General features: G+C 71.5%; 16 protein-coding genes. 7 read left to right on the forward strand and 9 right to left on the reverse strand.

Annotated elements, in window-relative coordinates; genetic code table 11:
- Nucleotides 1–15: 15 nt before the first annotated feature.
- Genes AB0J66_RS28245 through AB0J66_RS28255 form a run of 3 tightly spaced genes read right to left on the reverse strand, consistent with a single transcriptional unit; the run spans nucleotide 16 to nucleotide 3,669 of the window.
- The gene (locus AB0J66_RS28245) at nucleotides 16–1,080 is read right to left on the reverse strand and encodes a hypothetical protein (protein ID WP_364666660.1); all 1,065 of its coding nucleotides are present in this window, start codon (nucleotides 1,078–1,080) and stop codon (nucleotides 16–18) included.
- Between the two features lies 1 nt (nucleotide 1,081).
- Entirely contained in the window at nucleotides 1,082–2,185 is a 1,104-nt protein-coding gene (locus AB0J66_RS28250) for a Xaa-Pro peptidase family protein (protein ID WP_364666663.1), read from the reverse strand.
- Nucleotides 2,182–3,669: an MFS transporter gene (locus AB0J66_RS28255; RefSeq protein WP_364666665.1), complete on the reverse strand. Its 1,488-nt coding sequence runs from the start codon at nucleotides 3,667–3,669 to the stop codon at nucleotides 2,182–2,184. The genes AB0J66_RS28250 and AB0J66_RS28255 overlap by 4 nt, the downstream gene beginning before the upstream one ends.
- Before the next feature lie 64 nt (nucleotides 3,670–3,733).
- Between AB0J66_RS28255 and AB0J66_RS28260 the strand changes: the two genes are divergently transcribed.
- Genes AB0J66_RS28260 through AB0J66_RS28275 form a run of 4 tightly spaced genes read left to right on the forward strand, consistent with a single transcriptional unit; the run spans nucleotide 3,734 to nucleotide 8,155 of the window.
- Nucleotides 3,734–4,918: a threonine/serine exporter family protein gene (locus tag AB0J66_RS28260; protein ID WP_364666668.1), complete on the forward strand. Its 1,185-nt coding sequence runs from the start codon at nucleotides 3,734–3,736 to the stop codon at nucleotides 4,916–4,918.
- Nucleotides 4,919–4,953: 35 nt separating this feature from the next.
- A complete protein-coding gene (locus tag AB0J66_RS28265) occupies nucleotides 4,954–6,390 on the forward strand; it encodes an APC family permease (protein WP_364666670.1) in 1,437 nt (478 codons plus the stop codon).
- Nucleotides 6,387–6,824, forward strand: a complete 438-nt coding sequence (locus AB0J66_RS28270; protein ID WP_364666673.1) for a hypothetical protein — start codon at nucleotides 6,387–6,389, stop codon at nucleotides 6,822–6,824. Before AB0J66_RS28265 ends, AB0J66_RS28270 begins: the two co-directional genes overlap by 4 nt.
- Entirely contained in the window at nucleotides 6,824–8,155 is a 1,332-nt protein-coding gene (locus AB0J66_RS28275) for a dipeptidase (protein WP_364666675.1), read from the forward strand. The genes AB0J66_RS28270 and AB0J66_RS28275 overlap by 1 nt, the downstream gene beginning before the upstream one ends.
- A 288-nt stretch (nucleotides 8,156–8,443) precedes the next feature.
- Here the strand turns inward: AB0J66_RS28275 and AB0J66_RS28280 are convergent, their stop codons facing one another.
- The 5 genes from AB0J66_RS28280 to AB0J66_RS28300 are packed head-to-tail and all read right to left on the reverse strand — an operon-like array spanning nucleotide 8,444 to nucleotide 11,348.
- Complete coding sequence (locus AB0J66_RS28280) at nucleotides 8,444–9,013, reverse strand: DUF308 domain-containing protein (protein WP_364666678.1); 570 nt, start codon at nucleotides 9,011–9,013, stop codon at nucleotides 8,444–8,446.
- An 8-nt stretch (nucleotides 9,014–9,021) separates the two neighbouring features.
- Nucleotides 9,022–9,474: a hypothetical protein gene (locus tag AB0J66_RS28285; RefSeq protein WP_364666681.1), complete on the reverse strand. Its 453-nt coding sequence runs from the start codon at nucleotides 9,472–9,474 to the stop codon at nucleotides 9,022–9,024.
- A 13-nt stretch (nucleotides 9,475–9,487) separates the two neighbouring features.
- Nucleotides 9,488–9,703 carry a hypothetical protein gene (locus AB0J66_RS28290; protein WP_364666684.1) on the reverse strand — a complete coding sequence of 72 codons (216 nt, stop codon included), beginning with the start codon at nucleotides 9,701–9,703 and terminating at the stop codon, nucleotides 9,488–9,490.
- Entirely contained in the window at nucleotides 9,700–10,494 is a 795-nt protein-coding gene (gene ppk2 / locus AB0J66_RS28295) for a polyphosphate kinase 2 (protein WP_364666686.1), read from the reverse strand. Before ppk2 ends, AB0J66_RS28290 begins: the two co-directional genes overlap by 4 nt.
- 5 nt (nucleotides 10,495–10,499) lie before the next feature.
- Nucleotides 10,500–11,348 carry a M48 family metallopeptidase gene (locus AB0J66_RS28300; protein WP_364666688.1) on the reverse strand — a complete coding sequence of 283 codons (849 nt, stop codon included), beginning with the start codon at nucleotides 11,346–11,348 and terminating at the stop codon, nucleotides 10,500–10,502.
- 111 nt (nucleotides 11,349–11,459) lie between these two features.
- Between AB0J66_RS28300 and AB0J66_RS28305 the strand changes: the two genes are divergently transcribed.
- The 3 genes from AB0J66_RS28305 to AB0J66_RS28315 are packed head-to-tail and all read left to right on the forward strand — an operon-like array spanning nucleotide 11,460 to nucleotide 14,133.
- Nucleotides 11,460–12,818, forward strand: a complete 1,359-nt coding sequence (locus AB0J66_RS28305; RefSeq protein ID WP_364666690.1) for a diacylglycerol kinase family protein — start codon at nucleotides 11,460–11,462, stop codon at nucleotides 12,816–12,818.
- A complete protein-coding gene (locus AB0J66_RS28310) occupies nucleotides 12,815–13,219 on the forward strand; it encodes a hypothetical protein (protein ID WP_364666693.1) in 405 nt (134 codons plus the stop codon). Before AB0J66_RS28305 ends, AB0J66_RS28310 begins: the two co-directional genes overlap by 4 nt.
- A 38-nt stretch (nucleotides 13,220–13,257) precedes the next feature.
- A complete protein-coding gene (locus AB0J66_RS28315; protein ID WP_364666696.1) occupies nucleotides 13,258–14,133 on the forward strand; it encodes a YhjD/YihY/BrkB family envelope integrity protein in 876 nt (291 codons plus the stop codon).
- On the opposite strand, the gene AB0J66_RS28320 is transcribed toward AB0J66_RS28315, so the two are convergent.
- Complete coding sequence (locus AB0J66_RS28320; protein ID WP_364666699.1) at nucleotides 14,081–15,463, reverse strand: MFS transporter; 1,383 nt, start codon at nucleotides 15,461–15,463, stop codon at nucleotides 14,081–14,083. The two genes, AB0J66_RS28315 and AB0J66_RS28320, sit on opposite strands and share 53 nt — an antisense overlap.
- Nucleotides 15,464–15,508: the final 45 nt, after the last annotated feature.

Raw genomic sequence — 15,508 nt, forward strand, 5'->3', positions numbered from 1 at the left:
ATCCGCTCAGCCGGATCAAGGCTCCGAACCGGGCCGGCCGGGTGGGGGCGGTTCCTCCGGCGGACCGGGCCTGGACCCGGAGCCCGGCGGTGGCGCAGTTGTTGCGGGATCCGGGCCCGGCTGCCCGTCGGGAGTTGTGCCGGGCGGGGGTGCTCCGGGGGCGGCGTTCGGGTCGGGTGGGGTGGGGGCCAGTTCGGCGTTGAGGGCGTCCAGGACGGCCTGGACCTGGGGACGGAGCAGGCGCCAGTCGCGGGCGGCGGACTGGGCGGCGGACTCGTCGTCGATGGTGGCTATCAGGTCGTGGAGCAGGAGGGCGATCTGGCCGGAGGCGGCCTGACGGGGGCCGTCGCCGGCGCGGGCGGCCAGGGACTCCCAGCGGGTGATGAGGGCGATCAGGTCGTCGCGGACCGGGGGCCAGGCCAGGCGACGGTCGGCGAAGGTGGTGGTGGCCAGGACCCGCGGGAGGCCGCGGTCCAGGAGGGCCCGGGTGTCGGCGGTCAGGGCGGTCGACTCCGTGTCCCAGGTGCCCTTCTTGCGGGCGCGGGTGATCAGGACGGCGGCGATGACCCCGCCCACCACCAGGAAGAGCAGGAACCAGGCGAGGAGGTTGCCGCTGTCGCTGTCGTCCGAGGCGGGCACGGCCGCCGCGGATTCGCTGGTCCGGGTCGCGGTAGGAGTCTGAGCGGCGGCGGTCGCGGTCTGGGCGGTCGCCTCAGTGGTCGCCTGATTCGCCCTGGTCGGTGCCGTCGTGCGGGCCGGCTCGGTCGTGCGGACAGGCTCGGTGGTGCGGGTCGGCTCGGTCGTGCGGACAGGCTCGGTGGTGCGGGTCGGCTCCGGCTGGACGGTGGTGGTCCGGGTCGACGTGGGCTCCGGATCGGTGGTCTCGACCGGACCGGTGGCGCGCGGCGGCAGGGTGCGGGTCGGCTCGGCCTCGGCGGTTCGCGTGGCCTCGGCCGTGCGGTCGAGGGTGACCGACGGCCGCGTGGACGGCAGGGCCACCCCGCTGTCGCCGTCGCCGCAGGCCGCCACCGCCAGGACGGAGGCGACGGCGAGAGTGAGGACCCGCCCCGGGCGCCCCATGTCAGGCGACGACGTGCAGGTCGTGGCTGGTGTTGTTGAGGCGGCGGCCGCCGCTCTCGGTGACCGTGACGATGTCCTCGAGGCGGACGCCGAAGCGGTCCGGCAGGTAGATGCCGGGCTCGATCGAGAAGCACATCCCGGGCACCATCGGCCGTGTCTCACCCTCCACCATGTACGGCGGTTCGTGGGTCGTCAGCCCGATCCCGTGCCCGGTCCGGTGGATGAAGTATTCGCCGTAGCCCGCGTCCGTGATGACCTTCCGGGCCGCCCGGTCGACCTCCTGGCACGGCCCGCCCGGCTGCACCGCCTCGAAACCGGCCTGCTGGGCCGCCCGCACGATGTCGAACACGTCCCGTTCGAGCGGCGTCGGCGGTCCTACATGGACGGTCCGGGTGGTGTCCGACCCGTACCCGTCCTTGAGCCCACCGAAGTCCAGCACCACCATGTCACCGGCCTGGATGACGCGATCGCCCATCTCGTGGTGCGGGTTGGCCCCGTTCGGCCCCGACCCGACGACGGTGAAGTCGACCTGCGAGTGCCCGGCGGAGATCAGTAGCCGCGCGAGATCCCGGCCGATGTCGGTCTCGGTGCGCCCTTCGAAACGTACCGCTTTGATCTGCTCGTAGGCGGCGTCCGCCGCCGCCCCCGCCGCCTCCAGCCGGGCCACCTCGTCGGGGGTCTTGACCGCGCGCAGCATGGGCAGCGAGGAAGTCATCGACGTGTAGCGCGTCTGTGGCAGCGCCGCCTGCAACCCGAGCAGGTGCATGGCCCACGCCGAGTCCGAGATGGCGTAGTGGCCCGCCGGATCCAGCAGGCGCGAGACCGGGCCGTACGGATCGGTGCCGTCGGCCCAGTCGGTCGTCTCCACCACCGAGTAGCCGGGCGCCTCGGCCGCGTCCGGCCGTTCGAGGGTCGGCACGATCAGGTGCGGGTCATGGTCGCCGTCGAGGATCAGCAGGGTGAGCCGCTCGGTGGTGGCGGTCGGCTTGTAGCCGGTGAAGTAGGTCAGGTCGGGGCCGGGTGTGACCAGGAGTCCGGTCAATCCTTCGGCGGCCGCCTGGGCCACCGCGTTCTCCATGCGGCGGGCGTAGTCCTTGGCTGTCATGTCGGGGCACCTTCCGGTACGGGCCGGGTCGGGATCGTGTGGCTGGCGGCGGCGGCCGCGGCCGCGAGGTGCACGGCCGAGGCGTGGGCCTGGCGGTGCCGGCGCATCAGGACGACGAGGGCGACACCGGCCGCCGACATGATCGCAAGAAGGAGGGAGGCCGCGCTGAGACCCGCCGCGAGCGCGTCCGCGGCCGGTTCGCCTTGATGGTTGTCCGTGGCCGCGGTCGAGACGGTGGCCGCCGCCGCGACCGCGAGCGACCCGCCCACGTACCGGGCCATGTTGGAGATGCCGGACGCCTGGCCGACCTGGTCCGCGTCGACGGCCGAGGTCGAGGCGGAGGAGGCGGGCCCGTTGGCGAAGCCGAGTCCGACCGACAGGACGATCAAGGGCAGGACAAAGGCGCCGTACGTCCAGTCGGCCGTCACGAACATCAGGACCCCCACGCCGATCGTGGCCAGCAGGAAGCCCCCGGCCACGGCCACCCCACCGCCCAGCTTGACCGCGAGCGGCGTGATGAGCGGCGTGACGGCGATCATCGCGGCCGCGGCGGGCAGCGTGGCGAGACCGGCCTCGAGGGCGCTCAGCCCGAATCCGGCCGGGTCCTGGAAGTACAGGCTTAGCAGGTACATCAGCGCGTTGATGATGCCGGCCACCAGCAGGATGGCGATGGTCGCGCCGACCAGCACCGGGTTGCGCAGCAGCTTCAGGTCGACCAGCGGCGCCGCCGAGCGTTTCTCCACGGCCACGAAACCGAAGCCGCCGAGGACCGCCACGACCAGGCAGCCGACGGTCGGCACCGAGAACCAGCCCCAGTCGCCGCCCTGGCTCAGGGCCAGAACCAGCGGAACGAGCAGCACGGCCACGAGCACCGTGCCGAGAACGTCGATCGACTTCGTGCGGTGCTCGTCGCGTGACTCGCGTACCGCCGACAGCGTGACCGGCACGCAGACCGCGGCGATCGCGGCGTCGATCCAGAACAGGCCCTGCCAGCCGGTCGAATCGACCAGGACCCCGCCGACGAGCGGCCCGACGGCGGCGCCGACGGCCGAGGCGGCGCCCCAGAGCGTGATCGCCTTCATCTGGGCCGCGCCGGACGAGGCGACCGACAGCAGGCTCATCCCGCAGGCCAGGATGGTCGAGCCGGCCGCGCCCTGGATCATGCGGCCGGCGATGATGCCGGCCGCGTTCTGCGACAGGGCGATCAGCGCGCACGACGCCACGAACAGCACCAGGCCACCCAGGAAGATCTTGCGGCGGCCGAAGACGTCGCCGAGCGCGCCCGCGGTGACGATGACCGCCGCGCCGACCAGCATGTAGCCGGTCACCGCCCACTGCAGCACGTCCAGCGAGGCGCCGACGTCCTGGCTGATCGCGGGCAGCAGGATGGTCACGGCGGACGTGTTGGCGTTGACCACCAGCGCCGAGACACACGCGGCCAGCAGCACGCCGGTGCCCGCGGCCCGGCTCGTTGTCACCGTCATGCCGACAGCGTCGCTGCCGCGTTCGGCCGCCGGGATCCTTCGTTCCGGATGAATCGGCCCGCGGGTGATCCTGGTTGACTTCGGCCGCATGGAGCTGCTCGGGCCGCTGGTGGAATGGCTGCTGCGGGGCAGCTTCGAGGGGACGATGCGCTCCGAGCGGGTGGTACGCGACGTGGCGGCCCGCTACGGCCATCGGGTGGAGGTCACGTTCCTCGCAGACTCGGCACTGCTCACTGTGGACGGACGCGCGTATTCGTACGCCCGGGAGCCTGGTGTTCCGCCTCTGAACCAGGTCACCGCGATGAAACGCCTGCTGTCCGATATGTCGCACCTGACGGAAACGCAGGCCGCGGCCCGCTTGAGCGAGATCGCGGCCATGCCGCCCCGCTGGAACAAGGCCTGGCAACTGGCCGGGCTGGTTCTGTTCACCGTCGGCTTCGGCATCTCGGTGCAGGCCACGTGGCAACAGGTGGGCGTCTCGGCGCTCACCGGTCTCGTCGTGGGCCTGCTCGTCATCTCGGGCCGGGGCCGGCTCATCGAGCCCTTCGTCGCCTCGGTCCTGGTCTCGGTGGTCGTGCTCCTGCTGTACGAGCACGGGTGGCTGGACGGCGGCCCGATCCAGCTCATCGTCCCCGCGCTGTTCTATTTCATCCCCGGCGACGCGATCAGCGCGGCCGCCCTCGAGCTGGCCCTGAACCGGATGACCGCCGGCGCCGCCCGCCTCGTCTACAGCATCATCGTGCTGCTCGTGCTGGCGTTCGGCGCCCTGGTCGCCACGGTCTTGCTGCAGCTGCCCCCGAGCGTGCTGTTCGACGTGAGCGTGCCCGGCAACCTCGGCCCGTTCGAGGTGTGGGCGGGCTGGGTGCTGTTCGGGCTCGGGGTGATGTTCGTCTTCCAGATGGCCCCGCGCGACTTCCCGTGGGCGCTCGGCCTGATCCTGCTCACCGCCGCCGCGGCCGAGCTGGCCACCCGGGCGCTGGGCGACCCGTTCGGGACGTTCACCGGGGCGGTATTGATGACAACGGTGGCGTTGCGCCTCGGACGGAAGCCTGCGCTTCCCCCGGCGTACGTCCTCTATCTTGGCGCCTTTTATGTCCTGACCCCGGGCTCGCACGGGCTGCGCGGCCTGGAGAGCTGGATCGGCGGCCATCCGATCGAGGGCGTCGGCGGCGTGACCGACATGGTGGGCCTGCTGATCGCCATCGCGGTCGGGATGCTCGTCGGGGCCGCGCTCACTCGCCGGGGGTGAAGTGCCGGGCGTCCAGCATTGCCGATGATCTGGCCATGAGCGCGACGGACACGAAGCCCGCCACAAGAGCGGTCAACTACATCTCGTGGGTGGCGCTGGCCCTGATGACGACGAGTTCGGTGGCGAGCCTGCGGCCCGCGCCGACCATGGCGGTCTACGGACTGGCGAGCATCTTCCTCTACCTGTTACCCGCCCTGGTCTTCCTGCTACCGACCGCTCTGGTCTCGGCGGAGCTCGCCTCGGGCTGGAACGGCGGCGTCTTCAAGTGGGTCAGTGAGGGCATCTCGAAGCCGATGGGCTTCCTGGCCGTCTGGTGTCAGTTCGCGATGACCATCTTCTACTACCCGAGCCTGCTGGGTTTCGTGGCCAGCACCCTGGCCTACGTCATCAATCCCGACCTGGCCTCCAGCGGCGTCTGGACCGCGATCGTCATCATGGTCTGCTACTGGACCGGCGTCTGGGTCTCCTCGCGCGGCACCTCGGGCGTGGCCGGTCTGGCCAGTGCCGGCCTGGTCATCGGCACACTGATCCCGGGGGTCGTGCTGGTCGTGCTCGGCATCGCCTTCCTCGGCCAGGGCAACGAGTCGGCCGCCCCGATGACCTCGGACAACCTGCTTCCGGCGTGGGCCGGCCTGTCCAGCCTGGTGCTCATCGTCAACAACTTCCTGTCCTACTCGGGCATGGAGATGAACGCGGTGCACGTCTCCTCACTGCGCAAGCCGGGCCGCGAGTTCCCGCGGGCGATGTTTTTGGCCATGGGTCTCGTGCTGCTCATCTTCATCCTGCCCGCGCTGGCGATCAGCTGGATCGTCCCGGCCGACCAGCTGTCCCTGACGGCCGGCGTCATGCAGGCCTTCGACGCGGTCTTCGCCGAATTCAACTCGCAGTGGCTGACCCCGATCCTCGGCGTCATGCTGGTCGCGGCCTCGCTCGGCGGCATGCTGACCTGGCTGGCCGGCCCGTCCAAGGGTCTGCTGCTCATCTCGCGCCAGGAGGGTTACCTGCCGCCGTTCCTGCAGAAGCTCAACCGGCACGGCGTGCAGCAGAATATCCTGGTCACCCAGGGGCTGGTGACCACGGTCATCGCGCTGGCGTACGCGCTCATCCCCGACGTGTCCAGTGTGTACTGGATCTTCTCGGTGATCACCACTCAGGTCTACCTGATCATGTACCTGTTGATGTTCGTGGCCGCGGTCCGGCTGCGCCGCAACAACCCCGACCACCCGCGCGGCTACCGTGCGCCCATGCTGACCGGCCTGTGCGGCATCGGTTTCGCGGCCTCGCTGGCGGCCCTGCTCATCGGCTTCGTCCCCTCGTCGCAGTTCGGCGACGGCAACGTCGGCGCCTACCTGGCGATCGTGGCCGGCGGCGCGCTCGGGCTCGGCCTGCTCGTGCCGTGGCTGTTCTACCGGTCGCGCAAACCGTCCTGGAAGACCGAGCCCACATCGACGCAAGAGGAGGTAGTCGCATGAGCGTCTCGGTCCAGCGCAAGAGCAACACCGTCACCTACATCGTGCTCGGCATCGTCTTCCTGGTCATCCTCGGCACGGCGCTGTTCGCCTTCAGCAGCGCCCACGAGTCCCGCCAGGCCGAGGAGAAGGCCCAGGAGCTGCAGTCGCAGCTCTCCGCGGCCGGCATGCGGGTTCCCTCGACTGATCAGATCGTCCGGGTCCTCGGTGACGACGGCGGCCCGATCTGCGACGACCCCGGCGACGCGCTGCGCCGCGCCACCCTCTACGGCCAGCTCACCAACGGCGCCGCCGGTCCCGGGCAGCGGCCGGTCATCGCCGACAGCCGGGTCGTCCAGGGCCAGCTGATGATCATCAAGGTGTACTGCCCGCACTACGCCGACGACTTCCAGAAGGTCATCGACGATCTCAAATTCGACGATGTGGCGGCGATGTGATGCGTGACCGGATCGACGGCCTGATGGACCGGGCCCGGGCCGATCTGGCCGAGCTGGTGGCCATCCGCTCGGTGGCCGACCCCCGGCAGTACCCGCCGGAGGAGTGCGCGAAGGCCGCGCAATGGGTGGTGGAGAACTTCGCCCGGATCGGCTTCACCGACCTGTCGCTCAAGGAGACGAGTGACGGGAGCCGCGCGGTCCATGGCCTACGCCCGTCGAGCGTGCCGGACGCCCCGACGGTGTTGCTGTACGCGCACTACGACGTGCAGCCGCCGCTGGACGAGGCGGCGTGGCGGACACCGCCGTTCGAGCTCACCGAATCGGGTGGCCGGTGGTACGGCCGCGGGACGGCCGACTGCAAGGGCAACATCGTCATGCACCTGACGGCGTTGCGCGCCCTCGGCGCCGACCTGCCGGTCAACCTCAAGCTGATCGTCGAAGGTTCCGAGGAGCAGGGCACGGGCGGGCTCGAGGACTTCGTCGTCCGCAACCCCGCGCTGCTCGCCGCCGACGCCATCCTGGTCTGCGACACGGGCAATGCGGCGGTCGGCGTCCCCGCCGCGACGGTGACCCTGCGCGGCCTGGTCAACGTGGTCGTGACGGTGTCCGCCCTGGCCGGCGAGCTCCATTCCGGGATGTTCGGCGGCGCCGCGCCGGACGCCCTGGCCGCTCTGATCACGATCCTGTCGTCCTTGCGCGACACATCGGGCAACACCACGATCGCCGGCCTGTCGGGTGATCAAACCTGGACCGGTGCGCCCTACCCCACCGACCAGTTCCGCGCCGATTCCGGCCTCCTGCCCGGCGTGGGCCTGCTCGGCGACGGCACCGTCTCCGACATGATCTGGGCCCGCCCGGCGGTGACCGTGCTCGGCATCGACTGCCCCCCGGTCGTCGGCTCGGCCGCGGCCATCCAGCCGCACGCCCGGGCCCGGCTCAACCTGCGCGTGCCGCCCGGCACCGACGCCGTCAAAGCCCAGAACGCCCTGATCGCCCAGCTGCACGCGGCCGCCCCGTGGGGCGTACAGGTCGAGGTCGAGAAGGAAGCACTCGGCCAGCCCTTCGAGGCCCGGACCGGCGGCCCCGCCTACCGGGCCATGGCCACCGCCATGCAGCAGGCCTACGGCCGCGAGATGACCACCCTGGGCCAGGGCGGCTCGATCCCCTTGTGCAACGTCTTCGCCGACACCTACCCCGACGCCGAGATCATCCTGATGGGCGTCGAGGAACCCCAGGCACTCATCCACGCCCCCAACGAAAGCGTCGACCCCACCGAGATCGCCCGCGTGGCCCACGCCGAGGCCCTGTTCCTGCAGTCCTACCGCAAGTAGCGTCCGCTCCGGCCAGCGCCCGGCCTGCAACCCCGGAGGCCGGGCGCCCCCGCGCCGGGATGTGATTGGCCAAAGGTAGCGATTCCATGAGAGTAAGCAGCATCGGTCGCTCAGCTCGCGCTCTTGGCGGCAGGTTTCGCAGGGGCAGCAAGTCGCGCGATCGGCCCAGGCCCTGCGCTCCCCAGTCAGGTTCATCGTTCCTGGCCAGGGCGCAGGGCCCGGGCAGACGCTTCGAACCGCATCTCAGCCGGGCTGAGGGACCGCCAAGGGCGGTGGGCCGTACCGGCTTCAGGCGCTGGAGGCCAGGCCTGGGTCGGTGTTCGAGGCGAGGCTGGGGCCTGGGGAGCGCAGCCGGGCGACGGCGACGAAGACCAGGCCGAGGCCGACGAAGACCAGGACGGTCGCGCCGAAGAAGAGGAAGGCTTTCAGGCCGATCTGGGGCCAGACCAGCAGGGCGACGCCGGCCAGGACGGCGAGCAGGCCCAGGCCGATGCGCCAGCTGCCGCCGGACTCGCCGCTGCCGACGGTGGAGAAGATCTCGGCGAGGCCGTCGAGCATCCAGCCGATCGCGACGACCAGCAGCAGGATGGCCAGGGAGGCGACCACGTTGCGCAGGCACAGGATGCCGAGCAGGGCGGTCAGCACGCCGAAGATGATCCCTAGCACCCGGTTCAGGACCGGGTAGCCGGGGCTCATCAGCAGCGTGACCGTGCGGACGATGCCGGCGATCAGCAGGTTGAGGCCGAACAGGAAGGCCACGACCCGCAGGGTGGCGCCGGGCCAGGCGTACGCGACGATCCCGACCACGATGGCCAGGATCCCCGCGGTCAGCCGGAGCCAGTTGAGTGGGCGGGACACGGCCTGGCTCACTTGACCTCGCGGCCGTGCACCGCGAGCGCGTAGATGATCAGGACGTCGATGGCGATGATGATGGCGCACCAGAGCGGGTAGGCCGGCAGGAACGCCGCATTGGCCAGGGCGCTCAGGCAGGCGATGACGATGCCGGCCACGCGGGCCCAGGTCTGGCCGGCGAAGATGCCGATGCCGACGCCGACCGCGATCAGGCCGATGATCAGGTGGGTCCAGCCCCACGCGGTGTAGTCGAGGGTGAGGATCAGGCCGCTGCTGGTGGTCAGGTAGTAGTCGTCGCGGACGATCGCGACGATGCCCTCCATGACCTGGAAGCCGCCCATCAGCATGAGCATCACCGCGGCGAAGATGACGACACCCACCCAGGCGGTGGGCTCCGCGGCCCGGCGGCGGGGCGGGGTGTACGTCTCGTCGGCCGCGTAGTCGGACCTCGCCTGTGTCTCGGACATGTCCAGTCCCCAATCAGAGTTCGGAAGGTGGGAGGCGGCGTACCTCGATGAGCCGCAGCCCGAGGCCGTGGATGCGGGAGATGAGCCCGATGACGGCCGACTGGTCGGGCATCGAGCCGTGCAGCACCGTCTCCGGCGGCTCGACGCTGACCGTCAGGTCGCGCAGCTCGGCCAGCAGCTCCTCGGGAAGCACCCCGGACACCCGGACCTGGTAGGTCGCGTCGGTCATGACCACGTGCCCCCCTCCATGAGGGCGATCTCCTCGTCGCCCGGCACCACGACCCGGGGATCCGGCGTGAAGTCGAGATCGGGGGTGCGTCCTTTGTAGTCGGCGGCGTTGAGGATGACCTTCATGGTGTTCAGCCGGGCCTGTTGTTTGTCGTTGGAGCGCACGATCACCCAGGGCGCGACCGTCGTGCCGGTGCGCCGCAGCATGTCGTACTTGCGGTTGGTGAAGTCGTCCCAGCGGTCCTGGGCCTGCAGGTCGATCTCGCTGAGCTTCCACTGCCGCAGCGGGTCGGTGCGGCGGCGTTCGAAGCGGCGGGCCTGTTCCTCGCGGGTCACGCTGAAGTAGAGCTTGACCAGGATCGTCCCGGCGCGGACGAGGTCCTTCTCGAAGCCGGTGACCCCGTCGAGGAAGTTCGTGTACTCGGTGGGGGTGCAGAATCCGAAGACCTGCTCGACCATCGCGCGGTTGTACCAGCTGCGGTCGAACAGGACCATCTCCCCGCCGGCCGGGAAGTGCGCGACGTAGCGCTGGTAGTACCACTGCGAGCGTTGCTCCTCGGTGGGATGGCCGAGGGCGACCACGCGGTACCGCTTGGCGTTCATGAAACGGGTCACCCGGCGGATCGCCCCGCCCTTGCCGGCCGCGTCGCGCCCCTCGAACAGCACGATCATGCGCAGGTTCTGGATCTCGAGGTGCTTCTGCAGCTTGAGCAGCTCGACCTGCCAGGGCCGCAGCGCACGCTCGGCGCTCAACTTGCGGGCGGCTTTGTCGTACGCGTCGGCGTGGTCCATGCCGATCAGCCTGTTACCGGGTGGGCGGTACGCACGTCATCCTTCGCGGATGACCGCAGCAGCCCGAGGGTGAACAGCCTCTCCAGGCGCCGCACCACGTACGGGTGGGACATCGGCAGCTGGGCCAGCCCGACCCAGAACCCGTGCAGCCGCTTGCCCTGCTGGACGAGCTCGGGGATGTCCACGGTGTGCTCGGTGTAGCGGCCACCGGCCAGCAGCACCAGACCGGTCGCGCCGTGCGGGCACAGGTATGCGCCGTGCCGGTCGCACGAGTACTCCCGCAGGCGCGACAGCGTGGGCCCGAGGATCGGGATGCGCTCGGAGTACGCGACGGCCAGCTGGTACCACAGCGAGACGTGGTGCAGTTTGATGTGCCCGACCTCGTGCCCGAGGATGAAGCGCAGCCCGTCCCGGTTCTCGCCGCGCAGGTTGACGAAGAGCTCGTTGGCGATCACCACGTAGTCGTGCCCGGTGGCCTGGGCGGCGAAGGCGTTGAGGGTGCCGTTGCCGTTGGCCAGGTAGATGCTGGGCCGCCGGGGCAGCTGCAGCTTGTGCGCGAACTCGTCGACGATCCGGTAGAGCTCGGGGTACTGCCGCGGGCTGAGCTCGACCGCGCCGCCGCGGATGGCGGCCCGCTGGGTCTCGCGGATGACCACCAGGGCCGGTACGAACAGCAGCAGCGCGACGAAGGCGGAGCGTACGGTCGTGCCCCAGCCGGACTCGCGGATCCGGTCGGGCAGGAACGGCAGGGTGAACGCCGCTTGCAGGATCGCCCAGATGATGATCACGTTGAGGACCACCATGAACACGAACATGGGGATCTCGGCGGGGTGCCGCAGACGTGGGTTCGGCACGGCGGGGTCCCTTCTTCCGGTGAATGACCACGACGCTCCCCCGGCATGACCGGCCGCACCTCATCCTGCCGGTATGAGGTACGGCGGCGGGCGACACCCGAGGCTGGTGCCATGACGGAACGGTGGCTGGCGCGGCTCGCCTTCGTCACGATCGCGGCCGCCGGAGTGCTCGTCCTCGCCGCGGCGGGGATCCGGGGCAGCCTCGCGCTGCTGATCACCGGGGTGGCCGGGGTGGTGGCCGGCCTGGTCGCGGCCTGGTGGTTCCTCACCCACCACGGCGTCGTGCGCTGGCTGGCCGGCGCCGTCGTGGTGATCGCCCCGCTGGTCGTGGCCGTGCTGTTCGCGCGGGCCGCGCTGATCTGGGTGATGGTCCTGTTCGGACTGCTCTGGGCGGGCGCGGTCGCGGCCGGCCGGCGGGCCCTGACCTCGGCCGAGAAGGAGCCCGAGGAGTACGAGTCGGCGCCGCCGCGACGGCCGTACTTCATCATGAATCCGCGCTCCGGGGGCGGCAAGGTCGAACGTTTCCGCCTGGCCGAGCGGGCCCGCGACCTGGGGGCCGAGGTCTACCTGCTGGACGGCGCGGCGGTGGACGTGGCCGAGGTCGCGCGGCGGGCCGTCCGCGACGGCTGCGACCTGCTCGGCGTGGCCGGCGGCGACGGCACCCAGGCCCTGGTGGCCGGGATCGCAGCCGAGCACGGCCTGCCGTTCGTGGTCGTCTCGGCCGGCACCCGCAACCATTTCGCCCTCGACCTCGGCCTCGACCGTGAGGACCCGGCCACATGCCTGGACGCGCTCTCCGACGGCGTCGAGGTGCGGATCGACCTCGGTGTGATCAGTGGCCGTACGTTCGTCAACAACGCCTCGTTCGGGGCGTACGCCGAGATCGTGCAGAGCGCGGCCTACCGGGACAACAAGATCGGAACGGCTCTGGAGATGCTGCCGGCCGTGCTGACCGAGGAGCGCCCGCTGCGCCTGACCACCGGCGACGGCACGCTCACCGGCCCGCAGGCGGTGCTGGTGAGCAACAACCCGTACGCGAGCGGCACCGGCCGGCGCACCCGTCTCGACCGGGGCGTGCTGGGCGTGCTCGCGGTGACCGTGCGCGGCGCGCTCGACGCGGCCGGCCTGGTCAGCGCGGGCGGCCGGGCCCGCGCGGTGAGCGTCCGCGAGGCGCCCGAGGCGGTGATCGACGCCGACGCGGCCGAGCTGCCGGTCGGCGTCGACGGCGAGGCGCTGGTGCTGGCGACGCCGGTGCGCTGCACGATCCGCCCGGGCGCGCTGCGCGTGCGGGTGCCCCGGCGCCGGCCGGGCGTGCCCCGGGCCCGCCCGGACCTGGACTGGGCCCGGCTCCGGCAGCTGGCCTTCGGCGGCGAGCCGATCGCCCGCGCGGAACGAGGCGGGGCGGCGAGCCGATCGCCCGCGCGGGATGAGGCGCCGCCCGGCCGCGGCGGCGGATCGTTGCCGCCATGAGGCGTTCTGCGATCCTGGTCCTGCTCCTCGGCCTGCTCGCCGGTTGTGGCGACAGCGAGGCCTCCGCCAATGGCACGCCCGCGGTGTGTGACAGCGCTGCCGCCGTGCAGAACACGGTCAACCACATCCGCCAGACCAACGTGTCGGCGAACGGTCTGCAGCAGTTGCGGCCGCTGCTGACGCAATTGCGCGACGAGCTCGGCCGGCTCATCACGGACGCGCAGGCGCAGTTCTCGGCCCAGGCCGACGCCCTGCGCTCGTCGGTCGAGCAGGTCGGCGCCGCTCTGCAGGGCGCACAGGCCGATCCGGGGGCGGCCTCGCTCACGGCCGTGCGGGCCACGGTCGGCGGTCTACGGGCGAGCGCCCGGCAGATGCGCGACGCGCTGGCCGGGACCTGCTGATCCTCCGGCGCCTCGACGAGCTGCAGCGCCGGCACGCCGTGCTGGGCTTTCCGTACGCCGTCGTCCGCAAGTACCTGGACGACGGCGGCGCCCGCGAGGCCGCCTTGATCACCTACTACGGCTTCCTCAGCCTGTTCCCCCTGCTGCTGCTCGGCGTGGCCGTGCTGACCCAGGTGCTGGCCGGGCGCCCGGAGCTGCGGGCCGAACTGATCGGCGCGATCGTCCCGCCGTCGCTGCGGTCCGGCGTGGACGCGGCCGTCGCCGAGCTGCCGACCTCGGTGGCGCCGCTCGCGGTCGGCCTCGGCACGTTGCTGTACACGGGGGCCGGGGTGGTCTTCTCGGCCTACCGCACGCTCAACCACGTGGCCGCGGTGCCGTTCCGGGCCCGCCACGGGGTGCTGTCGTGGTTGTCGCGGGTGCTGGCCGCCCTTCTGATCACCCTGGCCGGGCTGGCCGCCGCCGCGCTGGCGCCGGCGCCGGCCGGCGCCCTCGTGGCCGCCGCGACCCTGGTCGCCGTGGCGAAGATCCTGCTGGCCCGGCCGGCGCCGTTGCGGGCGCTGTGGCCGGCGGCGCTGGCCGGGGGCGCCGCGATCGCCCTGGTCCTCGCTCTGGGCACGAGCGTGCTGCCAGGCCTGGTCCGGCGGGCCGGGCCGGTCTACGGCGGCTTCGCCACCGTCGCCGCCGTGTTCACCCTGCTCTACCTGCTGAGCAACGCCCTGGTGTACGCGGCCGAGGCCGCCGCGGTCCGCTACGCGCGGCTGTGGCCGCGAGCTCTCGACCCGGCCCGCCCGGCGCCGGCCGACGAGCGGGCGCTGCTGCTGCTCGCCCGGGAGCAGGAGCGCCTGCCCGGCGACCGGGTGGTCACCCGGCCGTACGGCCCCGGGGAAGACCCAGGGCCGCCACCAGGCCGATGAGCCCGGCCGCCCCCACCGCGACCATGGCCAGGGCGTAGGAGCGGCCCGGGGTGGCCGCGATGCCGGCCACCAGGATGGTGCCGGCGATCGCGCCGCCCAGCGACGAGCCGAGGTTGGACACGCTGCGCGACAGCCCGGAGATCTCGCCCTGCAGCTGTTCGCCGAAGGCCGACTGGACCACGTTGACCGACGGGGTGAGCATGCCGCCGAGCCCGAAGCCGATGACGAACAGCCCCGGCACGAAGGCCCACGGCGAGTCGGCGGCGCTGACCATCGGCACCAGGATCGCCACCCCCACGATGGTGACGGCGAAGCCGGCCACGATCAGGGTCCGCTGGGTGCGCCGGCGGGCGAAGCGCTCGGCGCCGAGCGAGGACAGCAGCAGCCCGGCCGTGGTCGCGGTGAAGATGACGCCGGTCTCGACGGCGTTGTAGCCACGCACGACCTGCAGGTAGGCCGAGACGACGAAGGACGTGCCCATCAGCATCAGCCACTGCAGGTTCTGGGTGACCATGCCGAGGTTGGAGACGCGGTTCCGGAACAGGCTGGTCGAGAGCAGCACCGGCCGGCCGGCCCGTTCGCGGCGCCGGACCGAGATGAAGAACCAGGCCAGCATGAGGATGCCGGCGGCGATCAGGCCGAGGCAGAGCGCGAGGTTGTCGTCGGCGGCCAGGATGCCGCTGACCACGAGCACCAGGCCGGCCGCGGAGGTGATGGAGCCGCGCACGTCGAACGGCATGGCCGGGTCGGGTGGCAGCGGGTCGGTGACCCAGCGCCGGCTGAGCACGGCGATCAGGATGACGATGGCCGCCTGGAACACGAACGCCACCCGCCAGCTGAAGAACGAGGTGATGAAGCCGCCGATCAGCGGGCCGGTGGCGGCGCCGATGCCGCCCATCGCGCTGATCGCGCCGAACGCCCGCGCGCGCGAGGTGACGTCGGTGAACAGCAGCGTGGTGAGGATGTAGACCGGCGGGATCAGCAGCGCGGTGCCGACACCCTCGAGGATCGAGTTGCCGAGCACCAGCACCCACAGGCCGGGGGCGAACGCGCTGAGGATCGCCCCCACCGCGTAGATGAGCAGGCCCGCCGTGAGACAGGGCTTGCGCCCGTACCGGTCGGTGAGCTTGCCGCCCGGGATCATCAGCGCGGCCATCACGAGCAGGAAGACGGTGATGGTGACCTGCACGCCGGAGACCGTGGTGTTCAGGTCCTCGCTGATGTCGTTGATCATGACGTTCATGTTGGAGCCGGCGTAGCTGCAGATGAACTGCGCCAGCGCGAACGGGATCAGAGCCCGACGTAAGTCGGCGGAGAAACGCACGGCCATGCCCCAGAGCCTCGCGCCGCGGGCCGGGCCCGGCATCGTCCGCAA

Source organism: Actinoplanes sp. NPDC049598 (assembly GCF_040675435.1).
Lineage (GTDB): Bacteria > Actinomycetota > Actinomycetes > Mycobacteriales > Micromonosporaceae > Actinoplanes.